13 protein-coding genes are annotated in these 13,166 nt (G+C 63.1%); all 13 read right to left on the reverse strand.

What is annotated here, in order from left to right:
* Nucleotides 1–15 precede the first annotated feature (15 nt).
* The 13 genes from lpxB to ACIU1A_RS11460 all read right to left on the reverse strand — a co-directional run bounded on the left by lpxB (nucleotide 16) and on the right by ACIU1A_RS11460 (nucleotide 13,133).
* A complete protein-coding gene (gene lpxB, locus ACIU1A_RS11400; protein ID WP_140729160.1) occupies nucleotides 16–1,194 on the reverse strand; it encodes a lipid-A-disaccharide synthase in 1,179 nt (392 codons plus the stop codon).
* Nucleotides 1,187–2,086: an LpxI family protein gene (locus ACIU1A_RS11405; protein ID WP_404927901.1), complete on the reverse strand. Its 900-nt coding sequence runs from the start codon at nucleotides 2,084–2,086 to the stop codon at nucleotides 1,187–1,189. Before ACIU1A_RS11405 ends, lpxB begins: the two co-directional genes overlap by 8 nt.
* Nucleotides 2,073–2,906, reverse strand: a complete 834-nt coding sequence (gene lpxA / locus ACIU1A_RS11410) for an acyl-ACP--UDP-N-acetylglucosamine O-acyltransferase (protein ID WP_140498684.1) — start codon at nucleotides 2,904–2,906, stop codon at nucleotides 2,073–2,075. The genes ACIU1A_RS11405 and lpxA overlap by 14 nt, the downstream gene beginning before the upstream one ends.
* A 13-nt stretch (nucleotides 2,907–2,919) precedes the next feature.
* Complete coding sequence (gene fabZ, locus ACIU1A_RS11415) at nucleotides 2,920–3,384, reverse strand: 3-hydroxyacyl-ACP dehydratase FabZ (protein ID WP_140498686.1); 465 nt, start codon at nucleotides 3,382–3,384, stop codon at nucleotides 2,920–2,922.
* Nucleotides 3,377–4,435, reverse strand: a complete 1,059-nt coding sequence (gene lpxD / locus ACIU1A_RS11420) for a UDP-3-O-(3-hydroxymyristoyl)glucosamine N-acyltransferase (RefSeq protein ID WP_140525234.1) — start codon at nucleotides 4,433–4,435, stop codon at nucleotides 3,377–3,379. The genes fabZ and lpxD overlap by 8 nt, the downstream gene beginning before the upstream one ends.
* Before the next feature lie 76 nt (nucleotides 4,436–4,511).
* Nucleotides 4,512–6,890, reverse strand: coding sequence for an outer membrane protein assembly factor BamA (bamA, locus tag ACIU1A_RS11425; RefSeq protein ID WP_404927902.1), 2,379 nt, complete (start codon nucleotides 6,888–6,890; stop codon nucleotides 4,512–4,514).
* 217 nt (nucleotides 6,891–7,107) lie between these two features.
* Complete coding sequence (rseP, locus tag ACIU1A_RS11430) at nucleotides 7,108–8,250, reverse strand: RIP metalloprotease RseP (RefSeq protein ID WP_140498692.1); 1,143 nt, start codon at nucleotides 8,248–8,250, stop codon at nucleotides 7,108–7,110.
* A gap of 100 nt (nucleotides 8,251–8,350) precedes the next feature.
* Nucleotides 8,351–9,166: a phosphatidate cytidylyltransferase gene (locus tag ACIU1A_RS11435; RefSeq protein ID WP_140498694.1), complete on the reverse strand. Its 816-nt coding sequence runs from the start codon at nucleotides 9,164–9,166 to the stop codon at nucleotides 8,351–8,353.
* Nucleotides 9,163–9,897, reverse strand: a complete 735-nt coding sequence (locus tag ACIU1A_RS11440) for an isoprenyl transferase (RefSeq protein ID WP_140515355.1) — start codon at nucleotides 9,895–9,897, stop codon at nucleotides 9,163–9,165. The genes ACIU1A_RS11435 and ACIU1A_RS11440 overlap by 4 nt, the downstream gene beginning before the upstream one ends.
* Nucleotides 9,898–9,930: 33 nt before the next feature.
* On the reverse strand, nucleotides 9,931–10,485 hold the full coding sequence (gene frr / locus ACIU1A_RS11445) for a ribosome recycling factor (RefSeq protein WP_140498698.1): 555 nt from the start codon (nucleotides 10,483–10,485) through the stop codon (nucleotides 9,931–9,933).
* Nucleotides 10,486–10,596: 111 nt separating this feature from the next.
* Entirely contained in the window at nucleotides 10,597–11,319 is a 723-nt protein-coding gene (pyrH, locus tag ACIU1A_RS11450; protein WP_140498986.1) for a UMP kinase, read from the reverse strand.
* A gap of 147 nt (nucleotides 11,320–11,466) precedes the next feature.
* Nucleotides 11,467–12,576, reverse strand: coding sequence for an aldo/keto reductase (locus ACIU1A_RS11455; RefSeq protein ID WP_224678226.1), 1,110 nt, complete (start codon nucleotides 12,574–12,576; stop codon nucleotides 11,467–11,469).
* 29 nt (nucleotides 12,577–12,605) lie between these two features.
* Entirely contained in the window at nucleotides 12,606–13,133 is a 528-nt protein-coding gene (locus ACIU1A_RS11460; RefSeq protein ID WP_404927322.1) for a nuclear transport factor 2 family protein, read from the reverse strand.
* Between the last annotated feature and the right edge of the window lie 33 nt (nucleotides 13,134–13,166).

Below are 13,166 nucleotides of genomic sequence, written 5' to 3' on the forward strand. Positions count from 1 at the left end.
ACTACTCACTACTCACTACTCACTACTCACTCTCTTGATATACCCCATCACCACCTGCGCGGCGATGTCGCCTGACGGCTTGGCGGTTGTCATGCGCCGCGCGATCTCGGCGAACCCGTCCTTCTGCCATCTGCGCATGCCTGTGTCGGCGAACAGCGCTTCGAGTTGGCGGGCCAGATTGTTCGGCTTGACATACTCGTTGTAGAATTCCGGGATCAGCGCCCGATCCGATATCAGATTGGGTAGCAGCGCCGACCAGACCGAAACGAGATATGGCGCCACGATGCGCGCAACAGGGTCAAGCCGGTAGCAGGAGATCATCGGCACATCGGACAGCGCCAGTTCAAGCGAAACCGTGCCGGACGCGATCAGCGCCGCGTCAGCCTTGCCGAAGGCCTGCCACTTTCGCTCAGGGTCGAGGATGATCTCGGGCTTCTCGTCCCAGCGAGCGACCGCCGAGCGCACGACATCGGCGACATGCGGCACGGTCGGCAACATCAGCCGCAGGCGATGCCCGCGTGCCCGCAGCATCGACACGGTCTCCCCAAACGGCTCGAGCAGCCGCCGCACTTCGCTGCGTCGCGAGCCGGGCAGGACGAGCAGCGTCTTCAGGCGATCCGGCGAAAGATCCCGCGGTTGGGCCTGCGTCCTGGCTGCCGAGAGCACGCCCGCGTCATGGGTGAGGCGATGTCCGACATAGGTCCCTGGCGGTCCGCCGAGCCTGCCTAGCTCCTTCACCTCGAACGGCAGGATGCAGAGGATGTGGTCGACATAGGGCTTCATCGCCACCGCCCTGCCCGGCCGCCATGCCCAGACGCTGGGACAGACATAGTGGATAATCGGGATGGACGGGTTGGCCGCGCGCACTTTCCTGGCCACGCGCAGCGAAAAGTCGGGGCTGTCGATGGTGATGAGGCAGTCGGGCTTCGCATCCGCGACCGTGCTGGCCAGCTGGCCGATCCGCCGCATCAGCCGCGGCAGGTCACGCAAGATGGCGCTGAAGCCCATGAGGGCGATCTCTCCGGCGTCGAACGGCGAAACCAGCCCGAGCGCCTGCAGATGGCGGCCGCCGAGACCGACGATCTGCACCTCGCGCCCCGTCGACTGCTTGATCGAGCGCACGATGTCGGCGCCAAGCAGGTCGCCGGATTCCTCGCCGGCCACGATTGCGATCTTCAGCGCCTTGTCAGCCATGCGCCGGCTCCGCCGCTGGCAGGCCGACGATGAACAGACCGAGCGCGTTCGCCCGCGACAGCGTTGCCGGCCCTTCCAGGATCAGCGAGCGCCCCGCTTCGACGGCAATGCCGGCAAGCCCCGCCGCATACGCTGCTTCCACCGTTTGCGGCCCTATCGACGGCAGGTCGGCCCGCAGCTCCTGGCCGGGTTTGGCGCATTTGACCAGCACTCCGCGGGTCTTTCCGGCAAGCCTGCCATGGCCGCGCAGCGCGCGCGCTCTTTCGAGCAGGCCGCTCGTGCCCTCAATGCCTTCCAGCGCGATGGCCCGGCCTCCGATCGCAATTGCCGCCTGCCCGATATCAAGCGCGCCGATGGCCTTGGCGGCCAGCCTGGCCGCCTCGATGTCGCGCCAGTCCGATTGCTTTGGTTTCGCCGTGGTCAGTGTGCCTTCGCCGGCGGCCAGTTCGGGAACGACCTCATGCGCGCCGACCACTTTGATGCCCCGCTTCTCCAGGCCGCGTGTCACCACCTTCAAAAGTCCGTCATCGCCGCGCGCCAGCGCCATGATCACCGACGGCACGATCGCCAGCAAGCCGAGGCTAGGACGGATGTCGGTCAGCCGGGGCCTGCGTCTGATTTCGCCGGCAAGGACCACATGAGTGATGCCGTGGCGCTTCAGCGTCGCCACCAGTGAACCGATCTGCTCGAGGGCGAGGCTGTCGTGTTCGTATCGGAGCAACTCCTGCTGGCGGTCGGCCTCACCTTCCATCAAGAGGATGAAGGGCGGGTAGCCATGCGCGGCCAGGCCTTGCGCGACTTCCACCGGCAGGCTGCCACCGCCGGCGACGATGCCGACCCTGGCCCCCGGCGAGAGAACGAAATCCGCTGCCGCCGCCTCAGTCTTCGTCATCGCCGTCATCGCCATCGCTCCCCTTGAGCGATGGCACAGCATAGTGCCGCTTGCCGCGACTGGAGATGAAATCGATGATCTTCATGGCGGTCGGTGACGTGGCGAATTCCGCCTTGGCGAATTCGATGTTCTCGCCAACGGTGCGCGAGCGGTCGAATATTGTCTTATAGACCCTGCGCAGCAGATAGATCTCGGATCTTGGCAGACCGGAGCGCTTGAGCCCGATGATGTTGAGGCCGCGCAGGCTGGCCCGATTTCCCGCCGCCATGGCATAGGGAATGACATCACCCACAAAAGCCGAGCACCCGCCAAGAAAAGCGTTGTCGCCTACCCGCACGAATTGATGAACGGCGCTGAGACCGCCGATATAGACGTTGTCGCCGATTTCGCAGTGTCCGCCCAGCGTCGCGCCGTTGGCGAAGGTGGCGTTCTTGCCGACGACGCAGTCATGGGCGATGTGGGCGTAGGCGAGAAAATTGCCATTGTCGCCGACCGTCGTTTCGCCGCGGCTGGTATCGGTGCCCACATGCATGGTGACGCCTTCGCGGATCGTGCAGTTCTCGCCGATGACGAGCGTGGTGCGGCCGCCCTTGTGCTTGGTGTTCTGCGGCGGCCCGCCCAGTATCGCCATCGGATAGACCTTGGTCGACGCGCCGATCGTCGTCGCGCCTATCACCGAGACATGGCTGACCAGTTCCACGCCGTCGCCAATCACGGCATCTGCGCCGACGTAACAGAGCGGTCCTATGCGGACGCCTTGGCCGATTTGTGCGCCTTCCTCCACGACGGAGGAAGGATGGATGGATGTCTTGATTTTCATAAGCATTCGATTGTCAGTCGCCGGTGACCATCATGGCTGAGATCTCGGCCTCGGCGGCCTTGTTGCCGTCGACCAGGGCTTCACAGGCGAATTTGAGCAGGTTGCCGCGTTTCTTGATTTTCTTGACATGGATCTTCAACTGATCGCCGGGAACGACCGGTTTGCGGAACTTGGCGTTGTCGATGGTCAGGAAATAGACCAGCGACGGCTTTTCAGTGCGAAGACTGCGGATGCAGATGGCCCCGGCAGTCTGTGCCATCGCCTCGACGATGAGCACGCCCGGCATGACCGGCTGCTCGGGGAAGTGACCCTGAAAATGCGGCTCGTTTATGGTCACGTTCTTGATGCCGGTGGCGGATTCGTCGCCATCAATGTCGACGATGCGGTCGATCATCAGGAACGGATAGCGATGCGGCAGGAGCTTCATCAGCCCCAATATGTCGACTGCTTCCAGCGTCGTCCCGGTGATGTCAGCCATTGCTCCCCTCGCCCTGTTTGCGGGTCCTGGCGAGCTTGCGCAGCATGGCTATCTCGCGCATGGCTTCCGCCATCGGCTGTGCCGGATAGCCGCCCCAGATCTCGCCCGCGGGCACATTGCTCATGAATCCGCTTCTCGCGGCAAGCTTCGCGCCCGACCCTATGGTCAGGTGATCCGCAAGACCGACGCCGCCGCCCATGGTGACATTGTCGCCCACCACGACGGAACCGGAGATACCCGAAAGTCCGGCCACGATGCAGTTGCGACCGATGCGGACGTTATGCGCGATCTGCACGAGATTGTCGATCTTGGTGCCCTGGCCGATGATCGTGTCGGACATGGCGCCGCGGTCGACGGTGGAATTGGAACCGATCTCGACATCGTCCTGGATGATGACGCGGCCGATCTGCGGAACACGTTCCGGCCCCTTGGCGCCGGCAACGAAGCCAAAGCCGTCCTGGCCGATCCGGGCGCCGCCATGGATGATGACGCGGTTGCCGATCAAGGCATACTGGACGCTGGCGCCCGGGCCGATATAGCCGTCACGCCCGATCTGGCAGGAACGGCCGACGACGGCGTGAGGCGCGATGACGGTGCCGGCGCCTATGGACACCGCAGGACCGATCACCGCGCCGGCTTCGACGACGGCACCTTCCTCGACATGTGCGCTCGGATCGATATGGGCATGCGGCGAGATACCGGTTTCACCGGTCATCGGCCCCGGGGTCGCCGCTGTCGGAAACAGCAGTCGTCCGACCAGCGCGAATGCCTGTTGCGGACGGGGATGCACAAGGACGGCGATGGCGGCAGGCGCCTTGCCGGCGAACTCCGCAGGACACAGCACCGCAGCCGCCCGCAGCGACGGCATCAGCGAGGAATTGCGTTTGCCATCGACGAAAACGAGTGCATTCTCGCCGCCTTCGTTGGCCGGCGCCAGCGCGTCGATGAAAACGCCGGACTGGCCGGAATCGACAAGCACCGAGCCGGTCAGATTCGCGACTTCGCCCGCCGTATACCGGCGTGATGGCGCGAAGAACACCGGATCGGTCATTCCAGAAGCTATATCCAGCTAGATCGGAACATTTTCTCCCGGACCTCAACGATCCGGGAGCATCGTCATCCGCCGGTCAGAAGCGGGTCGATATGCCGAAGTTGAATTCCTGCACGTCGTCCCTTGCTTCTTTCTTGACCGGGATCGCATAGTCGATACGGATCGGGCCGAACGGCGAAGCCCACATCAGGCCGACACCGACCGAGGCGCGCCATTGCATGCCAGTGGACGATTGATCGACCAAACTCTGGTCGTCGATCTTGCTGCCGTAGAGCGTGGCGGCATCCGCAAAGACCGCGCCGCGCAAGCCGAAACTCTCCGGAACGACCGGCAGCGGAAACTGCGCTTCCGCCGAGGCGTTGAAATAGGTGGTGCCGCCGAGATGATCGCCGCTGGTGCCGGAAGCAATCGGGCCGATGCCGCCATAGGCGAAACCGCGGATCATGCGGTCGGTGCTCTGGAAATGATCGAAAATGCGCAGATCGCCGTCGTTTCCGTAGCCTTCGACATGGCCGGCACCGCCCGAAAGGAGGCCGACAAGATCGAACTGCTCGGACAGCGTCTGATAGACGCTGCCGCGTCCCGTCACCTTTACGAACTTTGCATCGCCACCGAGACCTGCCACTTCCACGGTGGAGGTGGCATAGATACCCTCATGCGGGTTCTTCATGTCGTCGATGGTGTTGTAGACCAGTCCCAGGCTGACCGACGACTTGATCCACGGGCTTTGATCGATGCCATCCAAGATAGCCTCGGAAACATCACAGCCTGAGTCGGGAACACCGTCCCCGTTGTCGTCGCAACTGTCATCCAGCTCATACTTCTCCCGGGAAATATTATACGCCAGCTGGGTCGAGATGCTGTCGGTGATCGGCAGGCCGAAGCGCACCGTCGCGCCCAACGTATCGCTGTCGTAGTCGTCGTATTCCCTGGTCCGCTTGTAGATATCGAAGCCGGCGGCGATACGGCGCCCGAGGAAATACGGCTCCGTGAACGAAAGGCTGTAATCGCGCGAGTTCTTGCCGCCACCCGCCGACACCTTGATGAACTGGCCGCGGCCGAGGAAGTTGCGCTCTGTGATCGATCCTTCGACGGACGGACCGGCGGTGTCGCCACCGGTCGAATAGCCGGCGCCGACAGAGAATTCACCGGTCGACTTTTCGACCACGTCGACCACCAGCACGACCTGGTCCGGCGCCGACCCGGGCACCGTCGAAACCTCGACTTTGTCAAAGTAATTGAGGTCTTCCAGCCGCTTCTTCGCGCGCTGGATCAGCACCTGGTTGAACGCGTCGCCTTCGCTGACGTCGAACTCGCGGCGGATGACATAGTCGCGCGTGCGGTCGTTGCCGCGGATCTCGATACGCTCGACATAGGCCTTGGTGCCCTGGTCGATGGTGTAGACCACTGAAATCGTATGATTCTCGAAATTGCGGTCGCCACGCGGCGTGACCTGCGCGAAGGCGTAGCCGGAGCCGGCCACCTTCTCGGTCAGGGCAATGATGGTGTCCTCGACATTCTTGGCGTTGTAGACGTCGCCCTTGTGGGTCTCGACCACCGATTCCAGCGCCTTCGAGTCGACTTCCGGAATCGTGCTTTCGACGCTGATGTCGCCGAACGTATAACGCTCGCCTTCCTGGACGGTTATGGTGACCGTGTACTTGTTGGTCGCGTTGTCGAGCTCGCCGACAGCGGACACGACCTGGAAGTCGGCATAGCCGTGATTGTAGTAGAAGCGCCGCAGCAGCTCCTGGTCGGCGCGCAGCTTGTCGTCGTCGTAGACGTCGTCGCGCAGGATGAACGAAACCCAGGACGAGCGCTTGGTCGTGATCACATCTGACAGGCGGCGGCTCGAATAGGCGCTGTTGCCGACGAAATTGATCGCCGCGATCTGCGTGCGATCACCTTCATTGACATGGAAGACCACGTTCACGCGGTTGTCGCCGAGCTGCATGACCTCGGTGGTCACGGCGGCATCGTCACGGCCGATACGCCTGTAGGCGGCCTTGACCGACTCTACATCGGCGTCGAGCGCCGCCTGCGAGAACGTGCCGCGCGGCTTCAACTGCACGGCAGCCGCAAGCGCGTTGTCCTTGAGCTTCTTGTTGCCCTGGAACAACACCTGGTTGACGACCTGGTACTCGGAAACCTTGACCACCAACGTCGAACCGACCTGATTGATCTGCACATCCGAGAACAACCCGGTTCCGAACAGCGCCTTGACCGCGCTGTCGATGTCGGAGCTGGAGAAGGATTTGCCCGGCTTGATGGTGATGTAATTGCGGATGGTATCGGCGTCGACACGTTGGTTGCCGCTCACCTCCACCCTGCTGACGACAGCGGCTTCGGCCGCCGATGTGGCAACGAACTGCACTGCGAGCGCACCTGGCACGACCAAAGCCGCGGACAGGGCTGCCGCGGAAGCGGCGCTCAAAAACTTGGATGCTGCCTTCATCGGGCTTAATAACCTTTTCTCGTAGTCCCCACGGCGAGAAAACCGGACGTGCGGTAATTTCCCGTACCGTATTAACCGGATTTTCCCTACACGCAAGGCTTCTGGTTAATTTGTATTTACTTAACCCTGGTGCGTGGCTTTCGCGTCACTCATATCCCCGTGCATGGTAAACGGCGTCTCAACATCGACCATGCCGACGCCAAATTTCTTCATGATTTCAGCATCCAAACAGATCGTTCCAGAATACGAAACCCATGAAGCCCAAAACCAGAAGCAGACCGGCCCGATAGGCCATTTCCATCATCCGTTCCGACACCGGCCGGCGGATGACGGCCTCCACGCCGTAGAACAGGAGATGGCCGCCGTCGAGGGGAGGAATCGGCAAAAGATTGAGGATGCCGATGCCCACGGACAGCAGCGCGACGAGCTGCACGAGCCATTCGAAGCCGAGCTTCGCCGCCTTGCCGGCCATGTCCGCGATCTTCACCGGGCCGCCGAGCTGGCACTTGTCCTCGCGCCCGACGACGAAACGCTGCAGGAACTGGCCGGTGCGCTGGATGACGTGCCCGGTTTCCTCCACCGCCGCGGCCAACGCGCCGGCGGGGCTGTAGGTGATCAGCCTGGGCTGGCCGAGTTCCTGGTTGTTGACGACGCCGATCACGGCCACCTTGACCTTGTTGCCGAGCGCGTCCTGCTGCTCCATCAGCTGCGGCGTGGCGGTCACGGTCACTTCCTTGCCGTCGCGCAGCATGACGAAGGTGATGCTGTCGCCGGCCCGGCCCGAAACCAGGCGTTGGACGTCACCGAAGGTTTCGATCTTGCTGCCGTCGACGCTGACGAATCGGTCGCCGGGCAGGATGCCGGCTTTCGCCGCCGGACTGCCGGCGGTCACCTCGGCCACCATGGGTTCCGCGACATAGCGGCCATAGGCTGAAAACAGCACCGAAAAGACGACGATCGTCAGCAGGAAATTGAACAGCGGCCCGGCCACCACCGTCGCCGCCCGCTTCCAGATCGGCTGGGTGTGAAAGGCGACCTTGCGTTCCTCGTCGGTCAGCGTTTCGATCTCTTCCGTCGACGGCTGGCTGGAGGTGGCGTTCATGTCGCCGACGAATTTGACATAGCCGCCAAGCGGTATGGCGCAGAGCTTCCAGCGCGTGCCGTGCCTGTCGTTGAAGCCGAAGAGTTCCGGGCCGAAACCGATCGAAAAGGCCCTGACGCCGATGCCGCACCAGCGGCCAACGAGATAGTGGCCCATCTCGTGGACGAACACGACCACGGTCAGCACGAACAGGAAGGGCACGAGCGTGCCGAGAAGGAAGCCTTCCATGCCGAAGATCGCGTGAAGAATCTCGTTCAACTCAAATCCTCAGTTCTTCCGCGACACCGTTGCGCCGCGACTGTGACATCAATCCAGGCGAATCCAAGGCGCGCCCGCATCGATCGTGGAACGATGCCGTTCAAATGGGAAACAGCCCCTGTGCCGGCTGATCGGCGCCCGCCGAAATCCAGCCGATGACGTATAGGGCGAAAGCCGCCGCGACAAGCCCGTCGACACGGTCCATGACGCCGCCATGGCCCGGAATGAGCGCGCCCGAATCCTTGCGGCCGTGGCGGCGCTTGACCCAGGATTCCAGGAGGTCGCCAGCCTGGGAGACGATTGAAAGCGCGAGCGCGACGAGACCGAGCATTGGCAGGTTGCCCGCACCGGCGGCGACGGCCAGGATGAGCCCCGCAACGACCCCGCCCACGGCGCCGCCGAGCGCGCCACTTCGCGTCTTGCCGGGAGAGATGGACGGCGCCAGCCTCGGGCCACCGACGGCCCGGCCGACGAAATAGGCAAAGATGTCGGTCGCCCAGACCACCGCGAACAGGAACAGGATGGCGACGAGGCCGGAATGGTCGCCGTCACGCAGAAGCGCAAGGGAAAGACCCGAGACGGCTGCATAGGCAAGGCCGGAGGCATCCCACTGCCCGGCCCCGCGCAGTTGGGCGGCGATGGCCGTGACGGCGACCAGTGCAGCCACCAGAAGCAGCAGCCACAAGGCAGGCAGGCCGGTGATCAGGGCGCCGAGAAACACCAGCAGCAGCGCTTCCGGCAAAAAACCGAGCCCGGTCGTCCCGGAAGGGCGAGACATGCGCGTCCATTCGTAGAAGATCACCGCCGAAATCGCGGCTGAAAGCAGCCGGAACGGCAGGCCGCCGAACCAGGTCAGGCCAAGCGTCGCGATGGCAAGCACGACCGCCGAAAGAACGCGAAGCTGGAGATTGCTCATCCCGCGGCCGGCCTCGAAGCGACATCTTGCGGATCCAGCCCGCCAAAACGGCGTTCGCGCCCGGCGAACTCGCGCAAGGCCTCGGCTAGATGCTCTCGGCTGAAATCGGGCCAATAGCAGGGCAGGAACACAAGCTCGCTATAGGCAGCCTGCCACAGAAGAAAATTGGAAAGGCGAAGCTCACCGCTGGTGCGTATGACCAGTTCGGGATCGGGAATGCCTTGCGTGTCGAGGCAGCCGGCAAAGGATTCGGCGGTGATCGCCTCGCTGTCGAGCTCGCCGCGCGCGACGGCCGAGGCAAGCTTGCGCGCCGTGCGCACGATCTCGTCGCGTCCGCCGTAGTTGAAGGCGATGATCAGCGTCAGCGCCTCGTTGGCCGACGTCAGCGCTTCGGCTTCTTCGAGCAGGAGCCTGATATCGGGCTGCAGCCCTGCCCTGTCGCCGATGATCCTGACGCGCACGCCGCTGCGGTGCAGTTCGGCGAGATCGCGGCGAATGAACAGCTTCAACAGGCCCATCAGGTCGCTGACTTCGGATTTCGGCCGCGACCAGTTTTCCGAAGAGAAGGCATAGACAGTCAGGTAGGAAATGCCGAGATCGGGCGCGGCGCGCACCGTCTTGCGCAGTGCTTCTACGCCCGCGCGATGGCCGGCGAGCCGCGGCATGCCGCGCGCCTTGGCCCAGCGTCCGTTTCCATCCATGATGATCGCGACATGCGCGGGCGTTGCCATGATCTCGCTTTCGGGCCAGCCGCCGGCCAGACCCTAAACCTGCATGATTTCAGCTTCCTTGTCGGAAAGCAGGTGGTCGATGGTGCTGATCGTTTCGTCGGTAAGCTTCTGGACCTGGTCGGAGCGCTTGCGCTGATCGTCCTCGCTGATGACGCCGTCCTTCTCCGCCTTCTTCAGGAAGTCCATGCCGTCGCGGCGCACATGGCGCGCTGCGACACGGGCGTTCTCGGCGTAGCCATGCGAGATCTTGACGAGTTCCTTACGGCGCTGCTCGTTGAGTTCCGGAAGCGGAATCCTGAGATTGGTGCCGTCCACGATAGGATTGAAGCCCAGATTGGATTCGCGGATGGCGCGATCGACCGCGCCCACCATCGACTTGTCCCAGACCGACACCGAAATCATGCGCGGCTCAGGCACCGTGACATTGGCCACCTGGTTGATCGGCATGCTGGTGCCATAGGCCTGCACCTGGATAGCGTCGAGCAGGTTGCTGGAAGCGCGACCGGTCCGCAGCGAAGCCAGGTCATGCTTGAACGCGGCGATTGCCCCATCCATGCGCCGCTTGAGATCGTCGTACTCACCACTCATCTTAGTCTCCTCGACCCGTCTGACGCGGGTTCACTGCTTTCGGGGCAAGGCCCCGTGTTCGAGCCTGATTTCGAAACCGGTTTTTCGCCTTTTCCGCGATCAGGCCCCGGATCAATCGTCCGCGACGACCGTGCAGCGGCCGCCGCCCCTTAGAATATCGCCGAAACCACCTTTTTCGTGGATCGAATAGACGATTATCGGAATGTTGTTTTCGCGCGCAAGTGCAATCGCTGCCGTATCCATGATGGAAAGGCCGCGATTTATCACTTCGGCATGGCTGATGCGCTCGAAACGCGTCGCGTTCGGGTCCTTCTTCGGGTCGGCAGAATAGACGCCGTCGACCTGTGTGCCCTTGAACAGCGCGTCGGCGCCGATTTCAGCGGCGCGAAGTGCCGCGGCCGAATCAGTGGTGAAGAACGGATTGCCGGTGCCGCCGGCAAAGATCACCACCTTGCCCTGGTTCATGTAGGCGGTTGCCTGGCGCTGCGAAAAGCTCTCGCAAAGCTCAGGCATGGCGATCGCGGAAAGAACCACCGCATCGACGCCGATCTTGTTCAGCGAGGTGCGCAGCGCCAGCGAATTGATGACGGTGGCGAGCATACCCATATGGTCGCCGGTGACGCGGTCGCCACCCTTGGAGGCAACCGCCACACCGCGAAAGATATTGCCGCCGCCGATGACGACGCCAACCTCGATGCCGAGCGCGCGGGCTTCGGCGATGTCGCCGGCGATGCGGTCGACGACCGAGACGTCGATGCCGAAATGCTGTTCGCCCATCAACGCTTCACCAGACGCTTTCAGCAAGACACGTCGGTAGAGGGGCTTCACCGTCATCTGGTCCTCGAAAATCTCGGCGCGGCAAATCAGGAGGCGAAACTGCCCCGCTTCGCCTGGCGGCGCTGGCATGATGGTTCGACCCGATACACGAAGGGCGCGGCGATGTCACGCCGCGCCCTTGCGCAAAATCCCAGGCTTTTTCGATCAGTTGCTGCTGATGCTGACCGCCTCGCCTTCCACCAGAACCTGCGGCGAATAGCCGGAGGGCTTGTCGCCGGTCACGACACCGCCGGCCACCCTGACCTGGATCTCGGGCCCGAAATAGGAATGCGGGAACGGCGCCGGCATGCTGCTCACCGAATCCAGCCGCTTGCGGAGTTCGGGGGCAATCGAAAAATCCAGCGCCGCGAGGTTGTCCTGCAGTTGCGCGAGCTTGGTCGCGCCCAGGATGACGGTTGCGACGCCGGGCTGCGTCGCCACCCAGTTGAGCGCCACCTGGGCCATGCTGCGGCCGAGTTCGGCGGCCACCTTTTCGAGCTCGGCCACGATCGCCCAATTGCGGTCGCTGAATTTCCGGAAGCTCGGATGCGTGGTGTTGCGGAAACCGTCGAGCCGGCCGGCATTGCCGGCTTGCGTCGGGCGATATTTGCCGCTGAGCAAGCCGCTGGCCAGCGGGCTCCAAACCATGACGCCGGCGCCATGATGCGTGGCGAAAGGCACGAACTCATGCTCGATCGAGCGTTCGGCCAGCGAATATTCGAGCTGCAGGGCTGAGATCGGCTCATAGCCGCGCAATTCTGCGATCGCCTGCGCCCGCCCGACATACCAGGCCGGCACATCGGAAAGGCCGACGTGGCGCACCTTGCCCGCGCGCACCAGGTCGTCCAGCGTGCGCAGCACCTCCTCGGCCGGCGTCAGCCTGTCCCACACATGCATGAGATAGAGGTCGATATAGTCGGTTCCGAGCCGCTTCAGAGAGGCGTCCACGGCGCGCATGATGTTCTTGCGGCCATTGCCGCCGGCGTTCGGATTGCCCGGTTCTGAATTGAAGGTGAATTTAGTGGCGATCACCGCCTTGTCGCGCAATCCGCGCTCGGCGACGAATTCGCCGAGCCAGGTCTCGGCGGTGCCGCCGGTATAGAGATCGGCCGTGTCGAAGAAATTGCCGCCCGCCTCGACATATTCGTCGAAGATTGCGTGGGCTGTGTCCCTGTCAGTGCCCCAGCCCAATTCGGTGCCGAAGGTCATGGTGCCCAGCGCCAACCGGCTGACGCGCAAGCCGCTGTTGCCAAGCGTGTAGTAGTTCATGGTCATGATATTCTCCGATCGAGTTTGATGTTGGGTTATTGGCCGGGTGTCGTCTTGACCCAGGGATTGCCGCGCTCATGGGTCACGCGGAAGGTGAAGCCGTCGACCTTCCAACCCGCGCCGGAGCGGGTCAGGTGGTGCTCATATGTGCCCCAGACTTCCCAAAGCGGCTCGCCATTGCCTTCCATCCGGTTCCAGGCATAGCCGTTCGACAGGACGGTCGCCGTGTCCGCTTCGAGAACGACCTGGTGATTAGTGCGCAGATGCAGGCTGGTCTTGCTGCCCTTGAGGTTGCCGGCCCAGGCGCCGATCAGCTCATCGGAGGCAATGTTGGCCGCCGGCTGTCCGGACAGGCTGCTGAAATCCGCGGTAACCCGATCCGCGAAATAGCTGCGGGCAAGTTTCCAGTCCTGTGCATCGACGGCGCGGTCGATGGCATCGGCGATGCGGATGACCGCGCGCTCGTCGGCAAGCGCCTGCCACTCCGCCGGTCCGGCTCCGCCGGCATCGATCGGCGCCAGCGCCAATCCTGCAGCGAAGGTCACGTGTTTCAAAGCATTCATGTCTCGTCTCCTGGAAAATCAGCCCGCCGACGA

The sequence above is a fragment of the Mesorhizobium maamorense genome, assembly GCF_044998965.1.
Lineage (GTDB): Bacteria > Pseudomonadota > Alphaproteobacteria > Rhizobiales > Rhizobiaceae > Mesorhizobium.